This window comes from Roseiconus nitratireducens (assembly GCF_008629675.1).
Lineage (GTDB): Bacteria > Planctomycetota > Planctomycetia > Pirellulales > Pirellulaceae > Stieleria > Stieleria nitratireducens.
Map to the genome: position 1 here is coordinate 41089 of NZ_VWOX01000001.1, position 23496 is coordinate 64584.

General features: G+C 61.3%; 12 protein-coding genes. 3 read left to right on the forward strand and 9 right to left on the reverse strand.

Going from position 1 to position 23496, the window contains the following annotated elements:
* Positions 1–153 precede the first annotated feature (153 nt).
* Positions 154–1611, reverse strand: coding sequence for a DUF1501 domain-containing protein (locus FYK55_RS00175; RefSeq protein ID WP_150073992.1), 1458 nt, complete (start codon positions 1609–1611; stop codon positions 154–156).
* A gap of 9 nt (positions 1612–1620) precedes the next feature.
* Positions 1621–5073, reverse strand: coding sequence for a DUF1553 domain-containing protein (locus FYK55_RS00180; protein ID WP_150073993.1), 3453 nt, complete (start codon positions 5071–5073; stop codon positions 1621–1623).
* 401 nt (positions 5074–5474) lie between these two features.
* Between FYK55_RS00180 and FYK55_RS00185 the strand changes: the two genes are divergently transcribed.
* On the forward strand, positions 5475–8546 hold the full coding sequence (locus tag FYK55_RS00185) for a PVC-type heme-binding CxxCH protein (RefSeq protein WP_150073994.1): 3072 nt from the start codon (positions 5475–5477) through the stop codon (positions 8544–8546).
* 16 nt (positions 8547–8562) lie between these two features.
* On the opposite strand, the gene FYK55_RS00190 is transcribed toward FYK55_RS00185, so the two are convergent.
* Positions 8563–10080, reverse strand: a complete 1518-nt coding sequence (locus FYK55_RS00190) for a hypothetical protein (RefSeq protein WP_201743582.1) — start codon at positions 10078–10080, stop codon at positions 8563–8565.
* 465 nt (positions 10081–10545) lie between these two features.
* On the opposite strand from FYK55_RS00190, the gene FYK55_RS00195 reads away from it, so the two are divergent.
* A complete protein-coding gene (locus tag FYK55_RS00195; protein ID WP_150073995.1) occupies positions 10546–13548 on the forward strand; it encodes a PVC-type heme-binding CxxCH protein in 3003 nt (1000 codons plus the stop codon).
* A gap of 36 nt (positions 13549–13584) precedes the next feature.
* On the opposite strand, the gene FYK55_RS00200 is transcribed toward FYK55_RS00195, so the two are convergent.
* Positions 13585–14412, reverse strand: coding sequence for an SOS response-associated peptidase (locus tag FYK55_RS00200; protein ID WP_161604217.1), 828 nt, complete (start codon positions 14410–14412; stop codon positions 13585–13587).
* A gap of 562 nt (positions 14413–14974) precedes the next feature.
* Here FYK55_RS00200 and FYK55_RS00205 point away from each other — a divergent pair.
* Positions 14975–16504 carry a TrkH family potassium uptake protein gene (locus FYK55_RS00205; protein WP_315854034.1) on the forward strand — a complete coding sequence of 510 codons (1530 nt, stop codon included), beginning with the start codon at positions 14975–14977 and terminating at the stop codon, positions 16502–16504.
* A gap of 28 nt (positions 16505–16532) precedes the next feature.
* On the opposite strand, the gene FYK55_RS00210 is transcribed toward FYK55_RS00205, so the two are convergent.
* The 5 genes from FYK55_RS00210 to FYK55_RS00230 form a co-directional block, all read right to left on the reverse strand.
* On the reverse strand, positions 16533–19004 hold the full coding sequence (locus FYK55_RS00210) for a hypothetical protein (protein ID WP_150073998.1): 2472 nt from the start codon (positions 19002–19004) through the stop codon (positions 16533–16535).
* 42 nt (positions 19005–19046) lie between these two features.
* Entirely contained in the window at positions 19047–19994 is a 948-nt protein-coding gene (locus tag FYK55_RS00215) for an ABC transporter ATP-binding protein (protein WP_150073999.1), read from the reverse strand.
* A 39-nt stretch (positions 19995–20033) separates the two neighbouring features.
* Positions 20034–20444: a GntR family transcriptional regulator gene (locus FYK55_RS00220; protein ID WP_150074000.1), complete on the reverse strand. Its 411-nt coding sequence runs from the start codon at positions 20442–20444 to the stop codon at positions 20034–20036.
* 111 nt (positions 20445–20555) lie between these two features.
* Complete coding sequence (locus FYK55_RS00225; protein WP_150074001.1) at positions 20556–21506, reverse strand: hypothetical protein; 951 nt, start codon at positions 21504–21506, stop codon at positions 20556–20558.
* A gap of 40 nt (positions 21507–21546) precedes the next feature.
* On the reverse strand, positions 21547–23475 hold the full coding sequence (locus tag FYK55_RS00230; RefSeq protein ID WP_150074002.1) for an FMN-binding protein: 1929 nt from the start codon (positions 23473–23475) through the stop codon (positions 21547–21549).
* Between the last annotated feature and the right edge of the window lie 21 nt (positions 23476–23496).

Genomic DNA, 23496 nt, shown 5'->3' on the forward strand with positions numbered 1-23496 from the left:
TCTGCTGCTTCGCACGAGCAGCGGGATTGACCGCAGCTTTTATGGAGCGAAATGCGACGATTAAGAAACACGAGGGCTCGTAGCTGCCGTCGCCCGACGGCGGGAGAGGCCTTGCTCAGGTGAGGGTGGCTCCCTCCGTGCAACGCTGTCCGGCTAGGCCAGCAGGTCATCGACGACGTGGCCGTGGACGTCCGTCAGACGGAAGTCGCGTCCCTGGAACCGATACGTCAATCGCTCGTGGTCGAAACCCAGCAGGTGCAGGATGGTCGCTTGCAGATCGTGCACGTGAACCGGGTTTTCACTCACGCTGAATCCCAGTTCGTCCGATGCGCCGTATTCGAATCCCGCTTTCACCCCGCCGCCGGCCATCCACATGGTGAAAGCATCGGGATAGTGATCTCGGCCCAGGATGTCGCTTTTCGCGGTGCGTCCTTCGCGGAACGGCGTGCGTCCAAACTCGCCGCCCCAGATGACGAGGGTGTCTTCCAGCATCCCGCGGCGTTTGAGATCACGAATCAACGCCGAGATCGGTTGATCCATCGTGGCGCATTTTCGGGTCAATCCATCGGTCAGTCCGGTGTCCGCCTGCGTGCCGTGGAAGTCCCATCCCCAATCGAACAGCTGCACAAATCGAACGCCCGATTCGACCAACCGGCGGGCCAGCAGGCAATTGTTTGCCAAACTGGATGCACCGGGCTTGGCGCCGTATTCGTCAAGCGTCTCCTGGCTTTCCGCGGAGATGTCCATGACGTCGGGAACGGCCGTTTGCATGCGGTAGGCCAATTCGTACTGCGAGATCCGAGTCAGGGTTTCAGGGTGGCCGAGGGATTGCGCCTGCCACTGATTCAAGTCTGACAACGCGTCCAGCGTGGCACGCCGCATTTCGCGACTCATCCCTGGCGGGTCGGAGGAGTACAGCACCGGATCACCTTTGGAGCGACACTGAACGCCCTGGTAGACCGAGGGCAAGAATCCGCTTCCGAAAGAGTTTTTGCCGCCGTTGGGTTGGACGCCGCTGGAGATCAGCACGACGAATCCGGGAAGGTTCTGGTTCTCGCTACCGAGCCCGTAGGTCACCCATGCGCCCATCGAGGGTCGGCCACTTCGGGGCGATCCGGTGTAAACCAACAGCTCCGCGGGAGCGTGGTTGAACTGGTCGGTGTGCAACGAATGGACCAGACAGAGTTCGTCCGAGATGTCGTGGAAATGCGGAATGGCATCGGACATCCACATCCCGGATTCGCCCACGCGTTTCCAATGTCGCGGCGAGCCCATCAACTTCGGCGTCCCGGTGGTGAATGCAAACTCGCGTCCCGCCAGAAAAGCGTCGGGGCAATCCTGGTCGCTCCGCTTGACCAATTCCGGCTTGTAGTCGAACAGGTCCAGGTTGGGAGGCGACCCGGTCATGTGCAGGTAGATCACCCGTTTGGCCCGCGGGGCGAAATGCGGTTGTCTGGCCGCCAACGGGTCGGTCGCCGATCGCGGTGGGTCTGCTGCGGGAGCGTCATCGGCCAACAGCGACGCCAGCGCGGCGGCGCCGATTCCCGCGGTCGACTGTTGCAGGAAATGGCGACGGGTATTCAGAGACAGGTTTTCGATACGTGGATCCACAAGGCTTTCCTAACGTTTCATGAACGTTTCGTCCAAATTCAAAATCACGTTGGCGACCACCGTCCAGGCGGCGAACTCCGCCGGATCGCTGTTTTCGGGCAACGGTCCCAGCGGGTCGGTCGCCATCTTCACGGCCTCATCGGTTGCCTGATCAAAAGCAACGCGTGCTTGCTGGGCCAGTTGCGAGAGGCGTTCGATTTCGCGCGGTTCCGGATCACGGAGCAGGCAGGCGCGAAACGCTGCGGTGATGCGCTGTTGTGGGGAGTCTTCGCCACGGATGATCTTCCTGGCCAGGGCCTGAGCGGCTTCGACGTACACCGGATCATTCAATGTCACCAACGCTTGCAGCGGCGTGTTGGTCCGAATGCGTCGCACGGTGCACACCTCGCGGTTGGGCGCATCGAATTGCGCCATCGACGGGTACGGACTGCTGCGTCGCCACGTCGTGTAGATCCCCCGTCGGTATCGGTCTTCCCCGTCGCTGGTCTGCCAATCGGTGGCGGAACCGAAGGCTGCTTTCAGCCCCAATTCGGGCTGGGGTGGTTTGACCGGCGGTCCGAACTTTTTGGGGCTCAGCAGACCACTGACAAACAACGCCTGGTCGCGAATCATTTCGGCGCTCAGACGAAATCTTGGTCCGCGGCTGAGCAGTCGATTCGCCGGATCTTCGGCCAACTTGTCTGGCGTGACCTCGCTGCTTTGACGGTAGGTCGACGACATCACGATGGTTTTCAACAGGTGTTTCAGGTCCCAACCGCTGTCCTGCAATTCCACCGCCAGCCAGTCCAGCAGCTTGGGGTGCGATGGCGGTTCGCCCTGGGAACCGAATTCTTCGCTGGTTTCAACAATTCCGATTCCGAACAGCTGCTCCCAGTGGCGGTTGGCGATGACCCGCGCGGTCAAGGGGTTCTCCGGGGATACCAGCCAGCGTGCCAGGTCCAGCCGCGAAGGATTGTCTGCGTGATCGATTGCGTGGAACACGTCCGGCGTGCCTTCGCTCACCGTCGCGCCGGTGCTCTGGTAATTGCCGCGAATCTGAACCTTAGTTTCTCGCCTCTGATCGGCGGCCAACTGCTGCATGATCGGGACCGTCGTTGACGGCTTCATTTCATCCCGTTCTCGCTGCAATCGTTTCATTTCGGCGCGGAGCGGAGCGTAGGCGGGCGCAATGGAACGATAATAGGTTTCCACCGCGGCTGCCTGATCGTCAGACCATTGTTCGGGATCGCTGGTGACCAGCGGGCGAAGGTCGGGTGGCAACTTCGCCCATTGAACGACGCCGGGGTCATCGCTGAGTGAAAGTCGGAACCGTTCCAACAAGTGTTTCTTGTGCACGGATTCTTGCCGCACCGTCAGCGTCAACACGCCCGGCGTGCGCAGCGGTTGGTTCAGAGTCAGCGTCAACGTGTGCGGACGGTCCCGCTGCGGGGCGATCGCCCAGCCGGAGTTTGGATCCTGCTTGTCGTCGATGACGCTTTGCGCCGGAAAGCCGTCCTGGGAGAAATCCGCGGCGGCCGATTGAAAACGCACTTCGCGAGCACCGTTGGGCGACAGCGCGTACCGAGCTTTGCCTTGTTGTTCGGGGGACTGCTTCCAGACCACCTCGCGCTCGCCATCCAACAGCGAAACCGTGAATCCGTCCAGGCGATTGGCGATCTTTGGTCCGCCGTCGGTTCGATTCCACAGGACCAGTGAATCGACCGCCCGCGGTTGGCCAAGGTCCAATTCGACCCACGGGTCGGCTTGCCTCTGGGTGTGTTGGACCGAGCCCTTGGCGTAATCACCATCGGTGTTGCCGTCGTTGACTCGGGAGGCGACCGCGTCGCTGTAGGTCGAGCTTTGCGTGGCCGATGCTTCAAGAGCAACGTTCTGGCCGTTCGAAAAAACTTGGATCTCAGCCAAGTGCAGGTTCTTTTTATTTCCGGGCAACTGCACTCGAACAAAACGAGCTTTGACCGGGTTGGCTTGTTCTGGTTTCCAATCGCCTTGGATTTGCGTGATGACAAAGTTTCGTTCGGACGGTTGCGACGTCTCCAATCGAATCGCGGCCGGATGAAGCTGGTCAATCGGGATGGTCACGCGATACACGTCGTTCGCCGGCACATCGCCGACCGCCGTGATCCAGCCGTCATCGGATGTTTCGAATTCGTATTGGTCGGACTCCACTTCCGGGTGGCATACCTGCCAGGACGGGGGCTCGGAGAAGGACTCCAGCCAACGTGCCTGTTGCTGCCGGACTTCGTCGGTTGACGCCGCAAGCTGAGTCTGCAATTGGGTCAAACGTTCGTCGATCTCGCGCTGACGACGCTTCTGGGAATCGCTCCACAGCGAAAGTGTTGGTTGTTCGTCTCGTTTGTCTGAATCGCGGGTGTTGTTGAAGAACGCGAAGAACCGAAAGTACTCTTCCTGCGTGATCGGATCGTACTTGTGCGTGTGGCACTGGGCGCATGCCATCGTCGTGCCCATCCAGACCGCCATGGTCGTGTTGACCCGATCGACCACGGCCACGTTGCGGAATTCCTCGTCATTGGTTCCACCCTCGTTGTTCGTCAGAGTGTTGCGGTGAAACGCGGTGGCAATCAGTTGTTGCTCGGTCGGTTCCGGCAGCAGATCCCCGGCAATCTGTTCGATCGTGAATTGGTCAAAGGGGCGGTTTTCGTTGAGCGCCTTGATGACGTAGTCGCGGTAGGCCCAGATCGTGCGCGGGGGATCATCGGCGTATCCGGCCGAATCGGCGTACCGGGCCAGGTCCAACCACACGCGGGCCCAACGTTCGCCAAAAGCCGGTTTGGCAAGCATCGAATCGACGTAGATTTCGTAGGCATCGCGACGAGAGTCCCGGGCGAAAGCCTGCGCTTCTTCCCAGGTCGGCGGCAAGCCCGTCACGTCAAGTGCGACGCGGCGGGCCAGGGCCAAGCGATCGGCAGGCGGCGCCGGCTGCAGCCCCGCCTGTTGCATCTTCGCCAAGGTGAAGTGATCGATCGCATTGTGTGCCCAATCAGAAGAGTGCGGCCAACCAGACGATTCGACGGCGGGCAATTCGGGCCGCGTGGGGATTTCGTATGACCAGTGCTTGGCATAGGGAGCGCCCTGGTCGATCCACCGGCGGAAAAGTTCGATCTCCGCGTCACTCAGACGGTCCTGATGCTCCGGCGGAGGCATTCGCATGTCTTCGTCTTCGGCGGTGATCCGCAGGATCAGCTCGCTGGCATCCGCATCGCCCGGGACCACCGCGGCATAGCCGCCCAGATCTTCCTTGGCGGCCTGTTCGGTGTCCAAGCGGAGCCCGGCGGCCCGTTCGGCCTCGTCAGGGCCGTGGCACGTGATGCAGTGATCAAACAGCAGCGGTCGGATGTCGCGATTGAAATCAATCGTCGTGTCGGAGGCACCGGCGGAGGGGGCGGAGAGGACGCACAGGAGGGTCGCGGCCAGAAGCAGGCAGGTGGGACGAAGCCGAGGCATGAAAATGGGCGTTTTCGCGTCGCGGAGGATGGGGCGGGGGCGGTCCGAGACCGCAATCACCACCATTGTAGGGCGCCCCGTGAGTTTCTTCGTACCTCCGCCGCGGGGATTTGGCTGCAATTTGCCCGGACGTTGGTCACGGGGGAATGCCGCTGCGGAATCCAGCTAGGCTTTTTCTAAAAACCGGTAGCTACGCTCGCCAGAGCGTGGCTTTCCGCCGCGAACGCGACGGCAGCGACGGGGTTTCGCCAGTTTTCAGACAGGGCCTAGCCTAGAATACCTCGAATAGCTGACATCCCCAGCCCGTTTGGTTTTTGATCAAGCAACCAAGTCGATTGGCCGGCCCGATACCGGCCAGCGATCCAGATCTCTCCCATCGCCCACCCCAACCACCGCGCGTCATGTCCCCAGGCCGATCTTTCGCGACCGACGACGACCTTGTCGGTCAGCTTCCCGAGTCTCCGGCGAATTCGAACACACCCCGTTTGCGTCGCTTGTGGTTTGCCGTCTTCGGATGTTGGCCTCCAGTGCCGAGGCTGGTCTTCGCGACAGCGGCGGCGGGCTTGCTGGTCGGCCTGTTCCCAGGCGATCGGGCGCACGGCGACGACACCTTTCCCGAGATCGTGAACAACGAGTCGGACACGCAGGCGGAGCCGATGGCGGCGCGGCAGGCCGCGGCCGAGATGCAATTGCCCGAGGGTTTCTCGGCCACGGTGTACGCCAGCGAACCGGCGGTTCAGAATCCGATCGCGATGGCGTGGGACCAGCGGGGGCGAATGTGGATTGCCGAAAACTACACGTATTCAGATCGCACGCAACGATTCGATCTGTCGATGCGCGACCGAGTGCTGATTCTGGAGGATGCCGATGGCGACGGCCACGCGGAGAAACGCAAGGTGTTTACCGATGCGGTGCAAATGTTGACCAGCGTGGAAGTCGGTCACGGCGGGGTTTGGCTGATGTGCCCTCCCCAATTGCTGTTCCTGCCGGATGCCGATGGCGATGACGTTGCCGACGGACCACCCCAAGTGGTGCTGGACGGGTTCACGGTCGCCGACAGCAACTACCACAACTTTGCCAACGGCTTGCGATGGGGCCCCGACGGCTGGCTCTACGGACGATGCGGACACTCGTGTCCTGGCAGAATCGGATTGCCAGGGACTCCCGACGATCAACGTGTTCCGATCGAAGGCGGAATCTGGCGGTACCATCCCGATCGGCGGACGGTCGAGGTGCTGTGCCACGGCACGGTCAATCCGTGGGGCCATGACTGGGATGCCGATGGTGAATTGTTTTTTATCAACACCGTCATCGGGCACCTCTGGCACCTGATGCCCGGGGCGCACTTCATCGAATCCTTTGGCGAAAGCTCCAACGCGGAAGTGTATGAGCGGCTGGATATGATCGCCGACCACTACCACTACGACCGATCCGGTTCCTGGCAGGAAAGTCGTGACGGCAAAGCCAACGAACTTGGCGGCGGGCACGCCCACATCGGCATGATGATCTACCAGGGAAATCGTTGGCCGGATCGCTATCGCGGAAAACTGTTCACATTGAACATGCACGGGTTACGCGCCAACGTCGAACGCCTGGAACGGCGCGGCGCGGGATACGTCGGAAAACACGAAGACGACTTTCTGATTGCCAAAGATCCGTTCTTTCGTGGCATTGACATTCGAACGGGACCGGACGGCAATGCTTACGTCATCGATTGGAGTGACACCGGTGAATGTCACGACCACACCGGCGTGCACCGCACCAGCGGTCGTGTGTACAGAATCGCCTATTCCGATCCCGAGGAAGCGACCGTCGGGCGCCCGAACGGCGACAGTTTCGCCAAGCCGGCTTGTCTGGCCGGTCCGGGAAAACTGCCACGGCTGTGGCGCGACTATCAACAGGGGACGACGTCCGAGTCGGAGCTGGTTTCGCTGTTGAAGGATCCCGACGAACATGTGCGGGTGTGGGCGATTCGGCTGTTGACCGATTTTTGGCCGTTGGACACGTGCGAGGGCCCGATGGAGCAGGTGTCCTATCCGGAGGCTCCGGTGATCAACGCCGCGTTGTTGGAAATGGCGCGGACCGATGATTCGGGGTTGGTGCAATTGACCCTGGCGTCAACGCTGCAGCGGTTGCCTCTCGAGCGACGATCGGCCCTGGCCGCGGAACTGTGTCGCAAACAGGCGTTTGCGGGCGACCATGATCTGCCGCTGATGGTCTGGTTCGGCGTCATGCCGTTGGTCAAAGAGGATCCGGACGCGTTGGTCGACCTGGCTCGCAACTGTCGGTGGCCGGAGCTGCTGCAGTGGCTTGCCCGGGGCGTGGCCACCGAGGTGGAAAGCTCGCCGGAAGCCCTGGACGAACTGCTTCAATTGGCGTCGGGCCTTTCCGCAGCCGAACAGAACCGCGTTCTGGTCGGCGTCTCTCAGGCGTTTCGCGGTTGGCTGAAAGTCCCGATGCCGGCTACCTGGGAAACGTTCTCGAAGTCCGACGGCGCGCAGCAGCGGGCCGAGTTGGTTCGCGAACTCAGCCTGGTGTTCGGTGACGGTCGCGCGATCGAGGAACTGAAGACATTGGTCCGGTCACGATCGACCGATCTAAAGGTCCGTCGGTCGGCGCTGGAAACGTTGATCGATGCCAGGCCCGCCGATCTCCGCAAGATCTGCCAGTCGCTGTTGGGCGAACGCGGATTGAACGCGACCGCGGCACGGGGCTTGGCGCTCTGGGATGACCCGGAGATCGGGCGGACGTTGGCCGAAATGTATCGTCGATTCCAGCCCAGCGATCGGCCCGCTTTGATCGAAATCCTTGTCTCACGGCCCAGCTTCGCCGCGGCCCTGTTGAGCCGCATCGATGCGTCCAAGAACCCGATCCCGCGAGAAGACCTGACTGCATTTCATGCGCGCCAAATCCTGAACCTTGGTGATCCACAGCTCCGCGAACGTCTGGAACAGGTGTGGGGTGCGGTGCGTGAATCCCCGTCGGATCGTCGCGAGAAGATCGTCCAGATGCAACAACGGCTTTCGCCCGAGGTTCTCAGCGATGCCGATCTGCCCAACGGTCGATCGCTGTTCAAGAAGACTTGCTCGCAATGCCACCGGTTGTTCGGCGATGGCGAACAGATCGGTCCCGATCTGACCGGCTCGCAACGTTCCAGCCTGACTTATCTGTTGGAGAACATTTTGGACCCCAGCGCCGTGGTCGGCAAAGACCACCGCATGTCGATAGTGATGACAAACGACGGCCGCGTGCTCAGTGGTCTGGTCGTTTCCAGCAACGATAAAACGCTGGTGTTGCAAACGCAGTCGAAACTGGAAACGTTGCCAGCCGGTGAAATCCAGGAGATCAAGGAAACGACACTCTCGCCGATGCCCGACGGCCTGTTGACCACCCTGACGGACGCGCAGATCCGCGACTTGATCGGATATCTGATGCAGCCAACGCAGGTACCGTTGGCCGATCCGGAATCCTGACCGCACGGGGCTTGGCTCAATCCAATTCTGGCGGCACCGCGCCGTATTGCCAGGCGTTGTCGCCGTACGGTGAGGCGGCGGGGCGGGTCGGGAGGGCCGCGGGTTGCATTTCGTTTGCCAGCCGAATCGCCGTCTCCACCAATTGGCGTCCCGCCTTGATGTCCAGGTTGCTGTAGCTGGTCAAACGTGTTTCATAACCACCACCGGACGCTCCAAACGCTTCTTCGGTGGGCACGTAGCCGACGCATCCGTTCGCCAGCGAGACGGGGAAGGTGATCGGAAAAGGACTGCCGTCTTTGATCTGAAGTCCCAGGGCGCAGAACAGTTCGGCCGGATCGGTCAGCAACACGGCCGGACCAATCTGGATTGCCTGGACCTCCGCGTCGGCGATCGGGTGCTGTTGGATTTTTGCGTCCAGCAGCAGGATCTCCTTCGCAAACGTCCAGACGGTGCTACCGACGGACGTCGGGCCCGCGTCGACAAGCTCCTTGCATTGTTTCACCCTCCGGGCACTGGGAGCACGCCGCGGAATCTTCAAGGTTTCCGATTTGGACGCGACCTTCACCGACCCCGTCCTTGGCTCTCGAAGCAGCACTTTCACCGCTTCGGCCCCGACGCAACCGCCGACGAACCGCGATGATTCTTCCGCCGCTCGGGCCTGGTAGTCGGTCACGTTCTCGACTTGCGTGACGTCCCCCGAGGCTCCGGCCAGGAAGACCAGAATGCACTGATCACCGAAAGTGCCACGAATCACTTGTTCGACATAGTAGATGTAGTTGGCCGAGATCCCGGGCGGGCTGGCGGTCGCATGGCAGGAAAAATTCACGAGGCAGCCGGTCAACTGGCCTGCTTCGTCCCAGACTCCGATCACACCGACCTCGGGATCGGTCGGGCCGGCGACTTTGACAATCTCCGGATTGCCCGGCCGCGGGTGCGTCTGAGTCAATCCGTTGGACATGTGAAAGCGTCGATTGAAAGCGACCTGATCTTCGTGTCCGACGCCAAAACTGACTTGATGCTCGGTTCGCTGCCGGTTGGCTTCACTCACCGCCTCCACGATTTGATCTTCGACGTGGGCGACGTAGCCCAAGTTCGCGTTGGACGATTTTTCGTAAGCGAGCTTTCGGATCGGCTCGGCGGCTTCGTCGTACTCGCCGGGATAGATCATCCCCGTCGGCCCCGATGAGTGTGAATGCGTGGCGTGAATCAGGACGGCGTCTTGTTCGATTCCACATTCTTCGGCAATTCGCTGCCGCGCCGCTTGGACCAATTGGCGGCGCACCAGCAGGGCATCAACACTAACGATCGCCACACGCTGTTCGCCGTCATCAAAGACCGCCGCGCGAACTTTGCACGGGTCATGCAGACGGTCGTGGTATGCCTTGCCATAGCCCCCCGGACGCTCCATGCCGATCTCCGGGGTGATCGAGCGTTCGGCAAAACCGGCCTTCAGGGGCGGCGCGGACGGGGAGGCGGCGACGGCCGGCAAGGTTTGGGCCGTGAAGGGGACCAGGAAGCCAAACACAAGGCTCAAGGAGAATCGGATTGCGAACATACGATCCACGGTGCAAATGATTGGATGACGCCGGTTGCCGGTAGCGTTGCATACCAGAGCTTGGAAATTGAAATACAGCCACCGTCTGGCGGAGGTCGTTGCATTGAGGCGCAATCGAACGGCTGTCCGGCTAGAATTCAAGGTTTCTGACACAAGCAGTCTTGTTGTCTCACGTCACCGCCAGTTTAACCGCATGGAGCGACCGAGGTGCTGTCGACTTCTTTCGCCTTTCAGACTTCCCCTGCCCCGAGGGGGCGGGATCAACAGTGTTTTCCGCCAAGAGCTTGGCGACGCGTCGGGCTGCGGTGGGCGTTGGCCGGCGTGCTCTTCGGAAGTTGCGTTCCTGCGCTGGCGACGGAACCGCCTTCGCCACTACCGCCGTCCGCTGACGTCTCCGGTGAGGTGTCGTCGGCGCCAGCTCCGCCCTCGGACGCGGATCAGGCAATGGACGCGGATCAGGCAATGGACGCGGATCAGGCAATGGACGCGGATCAGGCAGCGGACGTGGATCAGCCATCGGCCTTGGAAATGATCGAGGCCAACCGCGGGGGCCGACATTGGATCGACCAGGAAACGCCGGCTCCGCGTTCCCCCGAGCGCTCGCTGGCGTCGATCCAAATCGAACCGGGGTATCAAATCTCGCTGTTCGCCGCCGAACCGCTGGTCCGCGATCCGGTCGCCATGGCGTTTGACGCACACGGGGACCTGTACGTGGTCGAGTACGGTGATTACCCGGTCGGTCCGCCGGAGGGACAGCCGCCCCTGTCCAGGGTCGTGATGCTTCGGGACACCGACGGCGACGGCGTCGCCGACCGTCGCCACGATTTCGCCGATCAATTGGACTTTGCCCACAGCTTGATGGCCTACAAAGACGGCCTGTTGGTCGGCGCGAAAACGAAGATCCTTTACTTACGTGATACCGACGGCGATCACGTCGCGGACATCCGCGAGACGCTGTTCGACGGTTTCCAACCCGCGCATCCCCAGATGCAGATCGGGAATCCGCGGTGGGGAATCGACAATTGGGTCTACTTGAATTACGGACCGGGCGAAATCCGTTCGTCCGCCGATCCGGACCAAGTCATCAAGCTTCCACGCAAGGACGTTCGCTTCGACCCTCAGACGTTGCGGTTGCAGCCCGATAGCGGCATGGGGCAGTTCGGCAATACGGTCGATCGGTGGGGCAGGCGATTCTATTGCACCAACCGCAATCCCATCATGACGACGTTTCTGACGCCGGAACAATTGGCCCGAAATCCGTTTTGCGTGGTGACCCAGGCTTCGTACGACGTCGGAAAGTCCGGTGGTGAGACTCGGGTGTATCCCCTGGTCCAAATGAAGTCGAACTATCTTTCCCACGCCGGCACGCACACGTCTGCTTGCGGGACCACGGCCTACCTCGGCGACTTGGGTGAGGAAGACTTCCGCGACAGCGTGTTTGTCTGTGAACCGATCGGGCATTTGGTCACGCGTTCGATCATCCGACGCGATGGTCTGCGATTGCAAGCGGTACGAGCCCAACCCGAGAAGGACTTCATCGCTTCGACGGACACCTGGTTCCGCCCGTCCAGTCTGGCAACCGGACCTGATGGTGCGTTGTACTTGGCCGACATGTACCGGTTGTGGGTCGAGCATCCAAAGTTTCTGCCTCCGGAGATCGCCGCGCGAATCGATTGGAGGGCGGGCGACGACCGCGGGCGGATTTACCGGATCCTTCCGGAACCGTCTTCACCGCGACCGTATCAGCCACCGCGCGATGTCGCGGATTGGGTGCAACTGTTGAGCGATCCCAACGGCTGGCGGCAATTCCTCGGCCAACGCTTGCTGGTGGAACATCAGGCGACCGAGGCCGCCGACGCCGTGCGACAGATTCTCAGTGGCGTCACGCTGGATGAAAAACAGCCCGATGACGGCCGAGCGACCACCCGTCTGCATGCCCTGTGGACACTGGATGGGTTGGATGCCTTGACGTCGGACGATGTGTTCACGGCCCTGCGGGACAAGAACGCGGAGGTGCGCCGCGCAGCGATCGAACTCGCGCGCAACTTTTTGGAGCAGCCGGCGGTGCTCAATCGCGTCGTTGAATTGGCCGCCGACGACGAGCCCCAAATTCGATTGCAGGTCGCTCTGACGCTGTCGGCTAGCCACTCGGAGCCATCGACCCAGGCCCTCATGCGACTCGCGCTTGGTGATGGGGCCGACCGGATGTTCGCCGACGCTCTGATGACTTCCTTGGCCGACCGCTCGGGCGTGGTGTTGGAGGGCTTGTTGGGGGACCCGACGTTTATCGCCCACGGCGGGGTGGGCGCCATCGCGCTGGTGTCAAGATTGGCTTCCGTTGCGGCGGCTCGCGGCGATGTTGATGAACTGTCGATGGTCTTGGACCAATTGGAACGCGGATCGTCTGGCGATTGGTGGAAGTTCGCCGTGGTCGCCGGATTGGGCGAGGGGCTGACACGGTACCGTGGTCCGATGGGGCGTTTGACGCTGGCCAAGCTGATCGAACACCCGCCGGCGGCGATCAGTGGCTCGGTGATGGCGTTGCGTGCGGTGTTGCAGGACAACCAAGCGACCGCGTTGGATCCCGGGCATCCGATCGCCGACCGGATCGCGGCGATTGAGCTGTTGGCCTTTCAAGACGTCACTCAAACGAAGGAGACCTTCGGCGAACTGATCTCAACGCAGCAACCCGTGGAGGTGCAAACGGCGGGAATCAAAGCGTTGGCTGCGAACGGATCGACGGCGGCCGCTGAGATTGTGCTGGACCACTGGCAAGCACTTGGGCCAGCGACGCGCACGCTCGCCAACGGCTTGTTGCTGCGGCGCGCCGAGTCCATTCGGTTGACCCTGCAGGCCATGGCTGCCGGAAAGGTCCAGCCGTCGATGTTGGGGATCGATGACCGCGCCCGCCTGTTGAAACATTCCGATCAAACGTTGCGTGAACTGGCCGAGCAGTTGTTTGGTGGAGCCGTATCCGCCGATCGCCGCCAGGTAGCCCAGCAGTATCAGGTGTCATTGGAATTGTCCGGTGACGCTTCGCAGGGGCAGCAGGTGTTTCAGCGGACCTGCGCCAATTGCCATCGTGTGCACGGTGTGGGACAAGACACGGGACCGGACTTGAGCGACACGCGAAACCGTTCTCACGAAGCGATCTTGATGGATATTCTGGATCCCAATGCGAAGGTCGAACCGCGATACACGTCGTATTCCGTGTTGACCGTCGATGGCTCGCTGTACAACGGACTGATTGTTGCCGAAACCGATCAGGCAATCGTGTTGAAAATGGCGGGCGGAAAACAGCAGACCATCGGCAGGGGCGAAATCGACCAAATGAAGGTCAGCGATGTTTCGTTGATGCCTGAGGGAATCGAAAAGGAGGTCACGCCGCAGCAGATGGCGGACTTGCTGAAGTATTTGATGGGGAATTCGCAGGAGGACCGCGGATAGAAGTTCGGCGTGCACCATGCCGATCACGAGAGCGATTCAGTCAAACAGAGTCGCTTGCGAACCGTCACCGGCGGTCGGTGGTGTTTTCTTTGTCGGCGGTTTTCTCGACGGTTTTTTCGGCGGGGGCTTTTCGGGCGACGGTTGCGGGGCATCGATCACTTGGACACATTCCGGCGAGTCGTTGCCGGGACGATTGACCAATCGAGAGACGGGGGCGTACTTCAGAAGATCATTGGACGCCGGTTGAAGCAGACGCCGTAACGCGGTCGGATCGTCTTGCTGGGGATCCAACCAGGCATCCCGTTGGTCGCCCTCCAACAGAACCGGCATCCGGTCATGGATTGTTGCGGTCGTCTCGTTGGCCGCCGTGGTCAGAATGGTGCAGGTGCGGATCGCGTGGCCGCTCGACGAGACGCGTTTGTTCTGTTCCCACAGCCCGGCCATCGCCAGCATGCCGCCGCTGGCGCGCTCGATCAGGTAGGGTTGCTTCCCGTCCGGTGTCTTCATCCATTCGAAATATCCGTCGGCCGGAATCAGACAGCGTCGCTGCACAAAAGCTTTTCGAAACGAGTTCTTTTCGTGAACGGTTTCGCTGCGTGCATTGATCATTCGGTTTCCGATTGCCAGATCGTCGGCCCAGGGTGGAACCAGTCCCCAGCGGAACAGCGACCATTGGCGGCGGGAGCCGGCAGACGCACCAGCTTCGGTGTGAATGACGGAGATCGATTGCGTCGGCGCGATGTTGTATCGGGCCGCAATTGCATACTCGGTGGCCGCCGCCGCAATTTCCTCCTCCGACCAGAGCGGCAAAAACTCTTGGGCCCAGGCGGCCGCGGGGGTGCGAAGAGTGAATCGGCCACACACGGCGCGGGGTTGCCAAAAAAAGAAGAAGCTTTCCGATCCGGGCCGGATCGGCCGAGCAGGATTCGGGGTCAAGTTGCGACAGTGTATCAAAGTGCGTCACGCAAGACGCAACGATCGGTGCTCCCCCTCGCTGGCGAATTCAACGGCCGATGAAACGCCTGGAAACGAAAAAAGTTGGCGGTTGACGCCGCCTCCAGCGCCAACCGCCGGCCGTCGGTCATCCCCTGGGGAAGGGTTGCTCGGGGCCGGCGGAAATCGATGCAAAGCGAGGGCCAAACGGCTGACGGGGGCGTCCGCGGCAGGCATCCAACGGCTCCGCCGCAGGCATCCAACGGCATGGCTGAGCCGCTTGAAATGGCGACCGCCCGGAAGACCGATGCCGTGTCGGGCGCGGCGCCGGCGGACGTTCGTGCGCCGGGCGTCTGGTCGATTCCGACCCCGCGATTTATGGTTTTGGAGTGCTCGTGAGTCCCCTGGTGCCATTTCAAGCGACGAGGAAACGTTGAACTTCCCATTGCTCAGCCGCGTTCTCGGAATCATCTGCCTGTTGATCGGCGGATCGATGGCGTTCAGCCTGCCGTTCGCGTTTCCGCTGTTGGCCAATCGAACGCACTTGCCGGCCGCATCGGAGATTGAAACCGGGGGCATTTTCGGGTTGCTGTTCAGCATGGCGATCAGCTTGTTGATCGGCTTGTTGTTGCTGTTGGCCGGTCGCCGCGGGCGGGCGGCGCATCTGTTTCGCAAAGAGGCGATGGCCATTGTCGGGCTCAGCTGGGTTCTGGCGACGGTGCTGGGCGCCCTGCCCTACTATCTCAGCGGCACCGAAATCGCCGACGGTCGATCGATGACGTTTATCGAAGCGATGTTTGAATCGCAGTCCGGCTTCAGCACGACCGGTGCCACGGTGCTCACCGATTTGGAGTCCCCCAGCTCGGTGCCGCACTGCATCCTGTTCTGGCGAAGTTCAACCCACTTCCTGGGCGGATTGGGGATCGTGGTGTTGTTTGTCGCAATCCTGGGGCAGGGATCCGCCGGCAAGGCGATGGTCCGCGCCGAAATGCCGGGGCCCAGCAAGGAGGGCAGCATGCCCCGAATGCAGCACACCGCATTGGTGTTTGCGGGAATTTACGGGGGGCTCAACGCGATCCTGACTGCCATCTACATGTTCGAGGGAATGACGTTTTTTGATGCCCTGTGCCACGCGTTCGGAACCATGGCGACCGGCGGCTTCAGCACTTACAACCGGTCGTTGGGTGGATTTGACAGTCCGTTGATCGAGTACACGACGATTCTGTTCATGATCCTGGCGGGGACCAACTTCACGCTCCTGTACCTGACCATGGTGGGCGGACCGAAGAAGCTGTTCGGCGACGTGGAGTTTCAAACGTACGTGGGCATCATCGCGGTGATGACCGGCGGGATTCTTTTTTTCGGCATGCGGGCCGAGAACGTGGGGTTTGATTCGCTGGCCAGCGGTTTCCGAAATTCCTTGTTCCAGGTCGTTTCGATCATGACGACGACCGGATACGGCACCGCCGACTTTGACCAATGGAACAACTTTGCACGCGGCAGCTTGCTGGTGTTGATGTTCATCGGCGGATGCGCCGGCAGCACCGGCGGCGGCTTGAAGGTGATCCGGCACGTGTTGTTCTACAAGGTTTTGCTGCACGAGATCGAACTCGTCTATCGACCTCGCGTCGTGCGATTGATTCGGATCGGCGGCAACATCGCCGACGATCCGTCGATGCTCCGCGGGATCATGGTTTACTTCTGTCTGATCCTGGGCATCTTCATCGGATCCTGGATGCTGTTGGTGACCTTCGAGCCCAGTTCGACTTGGGGTTTCTTGCCAGATTCACCGCAGGCCGTCGATTCCAATACGTTGGATGAGAAGTTGCTCGATTGCGCCAGCGCCGTGGCGGCAACTTTGAACAACATTGGTCCCGGGTTGGGCGTCGTCGGCGCCACGCAGAACTACGCCGGATTCAGCCAGGGCGCAAAATTCCTGTTTGTGTGGCTGATGATGCTGGGACGGGTGGAAGTCTTCAGCGTGCTGGTGCTGGTCTTTCCGACGTTCTGGCGACGAAGCTGAGATTCGCTCCGTCACGGAAGTCTCGTGCTCACGATCCGTCACCACCGGTCGGCTGCTTGGACGATATACGGGATCGAATCTGGTTGAAAAGCTGGTCGGTGGTCGCCATCTGAACCAGCTGCGCGCTGAATCCGTCGCTCGGTTCGGTCAGTCGCGGCGTCGGACGCCGTGGGTCGTTTCGCAGATAAGCCCGAGCCAACAAACTTTCCAAGGCAGCGATCGTCTGGGGCGAGCGAACATCGCGCCCCGAATCCCAGCGACTGAGGATCAATTCCACCGCTTGATCCAGGAAGCGACTGGCGCGTCGGCGTTCGACCCCCAGCCACCAGGCGGTCGGCGCCGTGGAAACCATGGACGCAAACCGCTTGGGCAAATTGTCATCGGTTTGGTACCGACGCCACTCGCCAATCAGGGCCGCCCGACGAGCGCGTTGAGTCAATGTCGGATCGGGTAGCAGGTCGCCCGCAAGAATCTCTTCCGCATCAAGCTCTTCCGAATTCAGCCGAGATTGGATCGCCGGCGCCGCAATCGCGTCCGCCGCTTCGGCAATCGTCCACAGTCGATTGAAGTCTGCTTTGCCCGCAATCGCCTGCTGACGGGTTTCCCTTGCCCATTTGCGCAGCACACGCAAGGCCAGCAGGTCACGTCGCGTGTCGCCCTCTTCTGAAGAATGGCTGGAATCTGCTGCGGACGTTGCTGATGGTGCAGCGGAACCCGGGGGAGCCTCCAGAGGTCGCCAAGTGCGCCGAAGCCAACCGGCCAACTCCGATATCATGACGTGCTCGCCCAGCGCTCGTTCATCCGCTAGTTCGGCCTCCAAGCGGTCGTCAAAACGAGTCCAGTCACTGGTCCCAGATTCTCTCCAGACATGGTGTTCCGCCGACGCAAGGATCTGCATCGGAGCCCTGTCTGACGCCGGGGAGGCAAGCTCCGTGGCAAACATTTCGTTGCGCCACTGGGATCGCTCCGGCGGTGTCGTCAGCCAGCGAAAGCCCAGGATCAGCACGTACGGAAGGAGCACCGCGGCAACCATGTAGGCAATGAAGCGGTTGACGTAGGCGCGATCCACGTCGCCTCGCATCCAACGCGGTGTCAGGTGCCAACTTCCGACCAACAGCACCGGGACGGAGAACAACAGCACCCAGGCGCTCTTTTGGTAGAACTCAAACAGCAACGCCAGCGCGAAGAAACTCAGGCTGACGAACACCGGGGCCGCAAAGAAAGCCAGGATCGGACGCGGTGACCACTGGGATACCAATTGACCCACCGCAAAGCTGAATAACACCGCTGCGATCAAGCCCGATCGGCCGAAGGAATCGTTCGTTGATCCGATCGTCGCGACCACCACGATAATCGCCAGCAGCGCCAACAACGTTGCCGTCAGTGTGGGCAGCAGTCGCGTCCACCAGACCAGGGTCGGCGAAATCCCACGGTCGGAAAGGTACTGACAACGTTGACGTACCGAATCGCTGTAAAAGGTGATCGATCCAATCGTCAACAGCGACGTGGATATCAGAGAAACCGCAAGAAACACTCCGGGACGGTCGATGCCTGCCTCGTTCGCGGAAAAAATCTTCACCGCCGCCACGACGACCAGCAGCAGCAAGATGGCTAGGGGCCAGCGGATGGGATGAACTGCCATCCACAACATCGCCGCAAACTTCGAGGGTCGGCCGAAACTGAGTGAAGATCCGTACCAGGAAGCCGCTCGCGGCGGGTGATACGCATTGGCCGGAGGTCGCTTTGGGAGTTTTCTGATGCGGTTCACCTCCGGTCCGGTCAAGCGGTGTCGTGCGGCTAGTTGGTTGATCACGAAAATCAGCAAGGCGGTGATAATCGCTAATCCGACCATCGCCCATCGCTGGGCGTCGCTCAGCAAGCCGATCGGCGATGATCGGTCAGGTCCGAGCACCCGGTCCGTTGCCCAGCCGAATGAGGTGACGACGATCGCGATGGCCGGCATCACCGCCAGCAATGCGGTGATGGGGGAGCGAAACAGGTAGGCGCAAATGAAACTGCAGAACAAGAACATCAAGCTGACCGCCACGACCATCAACGCGTAAAGGCTGAACGGTTCGGCCAGATTGTGCGACCTGCGGAGCAACTCGATTTGCGAATCGGAGAGCGCCAGCCACTGGATCATCAACCCGATCGATGCCAGGATCCAGGTCATTCCGAGTGCCGCCGCCGCAACGACCAGCTTGCTCATCGAAACCGAAAGCCAGTCCGCCGGCAGGCAACGCAGCCAAGCCAAGGAACCACTTTCTTCTTCGCCACCGATCAGCAGTGCCGGGGCGCCGTAGGCCAGCAGCATCGGCAAGAGGATCCAGATGCTCTGGGCAATTCCCCATCGCGCCGTGACATCCATGCGAGACGATCCGACGACCAGCAACAACATCAGGTTAAACACGACGATCGCGATCGCCACCGCGATCGGAAGCGGTGCGAGGATTCGAGCGTCCTTCCAGGCCAACCGTTGAAACACCTTTGCGTTCATCATGCACCTACCCGATTTTCAGATGTTGAACGTTTCTTATCACCATCATGCCGACGCCAGCGGTCCGGTGGTCGGTTGCGTCGCCGCCTCACTTTGCCATGCGGAATCCGGACGCGTCTCGCAGACGGCAACGAAAACCTCCTCCAACGATGCCGGACGGGCGTCAGCGGATAAAACGCCGGATTGTTCCCCGTAGTCACTTCGCCAATCGTCGGCCGCCTCCCGAACGACCCATCGCATCTGACGTCCGTTGCGTGATTCCGAAAGGACGTCCCCACGCGGTGGAACCACCGTCGCGTCGCCGTGTTCCAGCGTGGCGGTGATCACCAGCGTGTTGTCTCGCAAGGCCTGCAGCGGTTGAACGAGTTTGAGGCGGCCCTGGTGGAGGATGCCCACCCAATCGGCCACCCGCTCCACTTCGTTGATCTGGTGGCTGGAAAGCAACACGCTGCGTCCCAGTGCCGCGCGGTCGACCATCGACTCGAGGAACTGCCGGCGAACCATCGGGTCCAGCCCGCTGGTCGGCTCATCCAGAATCAGCAGTTCGGGATCGTGGGCCGTTGCCAACGCCAAAGCCACCTTCGCGCGCTGTCCCTTGCTGAGGTGCTTCAGTTTGACGTTCGGCGGGACTTCAAAGCCCATCAACGCTTCCGAATAGCGGTTGGCAAATTGGTCGTCATAGAACGCCGAAGTGAACCAGCCGATCTCGTCGGCCGTCATCCATTCGTACATCGATGGCGAATCGGAAACGTAACCGGTCCGTTGGCGAATCGCTTGGCCGTCTCGCAAACAGGACAGACCCAGCACCGTGGCGGAACCCGAATCCGGACGGATCAATCCCGTCAGCACGCGAATCAGGGTGGTCTTCCCGGCGCCATTTTCGCCCAGCAAGGCAAACACCTGACCCTTCGGAATCTCCAAAGACACGTTGATCAACGCCTGCTGACGTCCAAACGAATGGCTGACGTTCTCGATGGAAACGATAGAGTTCATGTCGCGCGTCCTGAAAAGAAAGTGAGTTGAGTAGCGCCCCTAGGCTTCGCGAGATTTGCCGTTGCCGATCAGGCTGCTTTGTCGTTGCAACTCCATTTCGAAAACCTCGCGGAGTTCATCGGCGGTCATCCCGCCGGCAAGCGCGTCGGCCAAGGCTCGGCGCACGCCATCGGCGACCAGAGCATTGCGTGCCTTGGTGCAGCGATTGATCGCGTCGCGACGGACGATCATTCCGCGTCCTCGCAGCGGTTCCAAAACGTGATCCGCTTGGAGTTCCTGGTAGGCTCGCGCGATCGTGTTGGAATTGATTGCCAATTGGCTGGCCAATTGGCGGACGCTGGGAACCCGCTGGCCACCGACCAGGATCCCGTCGGCGACGGCCAGCTTGACCTGGCGGACGATCTGTTCGTAGATCGGAACCGCCCCATCAGTGTCGATCGAAAAATACATGTGTGACCCACGCCGGTGAAAGAAGCGTCTTCGGGTGTACCGCTGTCATGGTACACCAGATCGCGTGGCGGTCAAGCTTTTTTTGATCGGTCCGTGCGAGATTTCCCGCCGCTACGGCTCCGCGACTTCATCCGCCGTCGGCTCCCAATGCAATGCGGCGATCGGACTGCCATCGATCAGCCGTGCTGCAACCACGAACATCAGCAGGATGATCGGCAGGGCGATCGGCAGCAGGACGCCAAAGAGGACGCAACAAAGACCGACCACGACCATGGTGATGATCGTCATCAAGAAAGAGGTCATCGTGTTCGGGCCGGTCATCCACCAGGCCACTCGAAACACGCGTTTGCTCGCATCGAGTCGCATCGAGAGTGGAAACAGCGGCCAAAACCGGGTCAGCAGGAACACGCCGGCTCCAAATACCAAGGACGATGCCAGCACATAGATCGGGATCCGTGCGGCCAAGTTCGGCATCGTCTCGGCCGATCGAATCGCCATCACCAACGCGGCGATCAGCAGCGCGGCGATTGCCGACGCAAGCGTCACCACAACCAGCAGTGCGACAAAGCTCCGGCCTTGGGGAATCGCCCATTGCGTCCAACGCAACGGTTGTGGCGCCCTGTCATCCGGGCCCGCATCGCAGACAGCCTGGCTTAGCCGGATGCCGACCCACAGGGCGTACGTCAGGATCAGCAATGCGACGGGTGCCAGCGCCACGCCGCCGGCGATGGCCGCCGCCCCGTCACGTTCGGCCAAGCCGTCCAGATAGACCAGCGGTACCAGGATTCCCAAGAACACGATGACCGTCGGCAACAGGAACGGCAACAGCAGCGGACGGCGACGCTCCGTGAAGACCAAACGTGTTTCGGCCAATACCGTCTCAATCGGAATTCGGCGGAACGTTTTCGGAATCTTGATCGGTCGGACGGGCACGTTGGGCGACCGATCTTGCGCCACGAACTCCGTCTCGCAAGCAGGACAAATGGCTCGCTTGCCGGCCGCTTCGGCGGGCAGTTCCAGCTCTCGCTGACAAGACGGACAACGCTGGTGAAAGGTGGTCATGTCTTATTTCCTATTCAGCGATCGGGCTTCCGCGGCAGGTTCAACGGGCACTGCGGAACACGATGGCCAGGATCAGTAGGCCGAGCGCGACGGCATCGGCCGATCGGAGCCGGTCGCTCGTGGCACTCCGCCGCAGGTAGTCCAGCAGCCGGCCGCTCGGGCACCCCATCCGGCAAAACCCCATCGGCACAAATGCCGAGAATACCAGGGTAGCGATCGCGAAGGCGATGGCGGTCCAGGGAGCGATGCGGAACAGGTACGCATGGAAAGGCTCCCAGCCGGACAGATCGACCGACGGAGTCAGTAGCAGTGCGACGTAGGCCGATGCCAGCAACAGACCTGGCAGTCGCCGCAGCCAACGCGAAGTTTGGCGGGAAAGTTGGACGTGGCGGCGCGACGTCCGTGAGGGTCTGGCCCACTGCTGCAGGGCGCCGTGCGGGCACAGGTGGTTGCAATACGGATTCGACTTGCCCAGCGGCGGTGACAGCAACGCAACGGCTGCCAAGGCTCCCAGACCTGGCGCAAGTTGCCAGGCGATTCCTTCGGCGCTCCACCCGGCGACCAACGCCAACGAGATCAGGTTGCCGGACCACAGGCCCACGATGACGATCACCAGCATCAGCCAAAGTTTTCGAAAACGTGCGTTGCGGAATCCGCCCCAGTGTCGCACCGGCGGGATCGCCAGCAACAATGCCACGCACGCCAGGTCCGAAGGGGACCAGCGGATTTTCGGAGGCCGCAGCGATCGCCACCACGGGTGATCCCAACGTGATCGAGCCGTCGATTGAGCCCGGGACCGGTCCCGCTGTTGCAGTTGTGCCGCCGAGCGAACAAGCGTTTTGGCGATCGCCATGCTGGTCATCGTCGCGCCCGAAACACCCTCCACGCCGGCGGACTGCAAATCCATCGCGGCGAGCTGGCCGATCGTCTTGCCTTGGAAACGCTTCCAGAATCCGTACTCGGTTCGGCAATACCGCACGTAGGGTTCGTTGTCGTAGGAAGATCGAATCACGATCTTGCCGACGACCGGAGGTGCCGATTGCGTGCCGGACTGGTCGGCTTGCACGGAGCCGGGTGCCTCGTCGGGTCGCGTGCCGGGCACCTCCGTGGGGCTCGTCGGGCTGGGTGTCGTTTGCGGATCCAGCCGGATCAGCAACTCGGTGGGACCCTGGTAGCCGGCAAGGTCATCGCAAAGCGGACCGGTTCGAACGACGCGACCAAGCAGGTTGCCACGTTCGTCCATCGCGAGGATGCGGTCCTGTGCCCGACGAGTTTCCGCGACGGTTTCAAACCAGGGTTGCAGTTCGTCGGCGGTCACCGCTTTGGGAAATACCAATGAGGGTCGGTCACCGCCCATCCGTCTCAAGACGCCTTCGGCCAAGGCCAGGGAGGTCAGCGTCGCGCCGGAAACGGCATCGATCGTTGTTCCCGGCGGCGGACCGCCCCATTGCCAGTTGCGGAACTGGCGAAAAAAGTCGGCGTCATTCCGCACCGTTTCGACGTGTTCAGCGGTATCGGCGCTTTGCAGCAGGTCGACCCCCAGCACTTGCAGCGAATCGTCCAACAGAATCAGCGACTCGCTCGGTCCCCGGTAGCCCACCACATCGGCCGCAAGCGGTAGCGAGCGGGCCACCGAGGCGATCGGCTGACCCTGGGCGTCACGGACGGTCCAAAAGCCGTTCGCATCGACGGCCGGATCGACCGACGCGGCGTCGGGAAGCCGCGCGCGGATGTGGGTCAGCCCTGGCGGGTCGGTCTCTCCGGAAGCGTCGATCGATGTGTCGCCGGGTGCCGGTATCAACAGCAGTAGAGCTGCCACGCAGGCGACCCGAAAGAAATGCACGAGGATCGGCAGGGTTCGATCGCGACGTGCGGGTGACTTTGCGGAGAGGGACGCCGAAGATTCATCCGCGGACTTCCCACGGCGTCTCTGGCGGATTCGTTCGCGAAGCAATCGATGAAGGGACATCAGCGCAGAGCTATCAGTGCA

What these genes read in the sequence shown, in the direction of transcription:
- FYK55_RS00180 (WP_150073993.1), bottom strand. Translation starts at nt 5,073, where the DNA reads ATGCCTCGGCTTCGTCCCACCTGCCTGCTTCTGGCCGCGACCCTCCTG.
- FYK55_RS00185 (WP_150073994.1), top strand. Translation starts at nt 5,475, where the DNA reads ATGTCCCCAGGCCGATCTTTCGCGACCGACGACGACCTTGTCGGTCAG.
- FYK55_RS00195 (WP_150073995.1), top strand. Translation starts at nt 10,546, where the DNA reads ATGGACGCGGATCAGGCAATGGACGCGGATCAGGCAATGGACGCGGAT.
- FYK55_RS00205 (WP_315854034.1), top strand. Translation starts at nt 14,975, where the DNA reads ATGGCGTTCAGCCTGCCGTTCGCGTTTCCGCTGTTGGCCAATCGAACG.
- FYK55_RS00210 (WP_150073998.1), bottom strand. Translation starts at nt 19,004, where the DNA reads ATGATGAACGCAAAGGTGTTTCAACGGTTGGCCTGGAAGGACGCTCGA.
- FYK55_RS00215 (WP_150073999.1), bottom strand. Translation starts at nt 19,994, where the DNA reads ATGAACTCTATCGTTTCCATCGAGAACGTCAGCCATTCGTTTGGACGT.
- FYK55_RS00220 (WP_150074000.1), bottom strand. Translation starts at nt 20,444, where the DNA reads ATGTATTTTTCGATCGACACTGATGGGGCGGTTCCGATCTACGAACAG.
- FYK55_RS00225 (WP_150074001.1), bottom strand. Translation starts at nt 21,506, where the DNA reads ATGACCACCTTTCACCAGCGTTGTCCGTCTTGTCAGCGAGAGCTGGAA.
- FYK55_RS00230 (WP_150074002.1), bottom strand. Translation starts at nt 23,475, where the DNA reads ATGTCCCTTCATCGATTGCTTCGCGAACGAATCCGCCAGAGACGCCGT.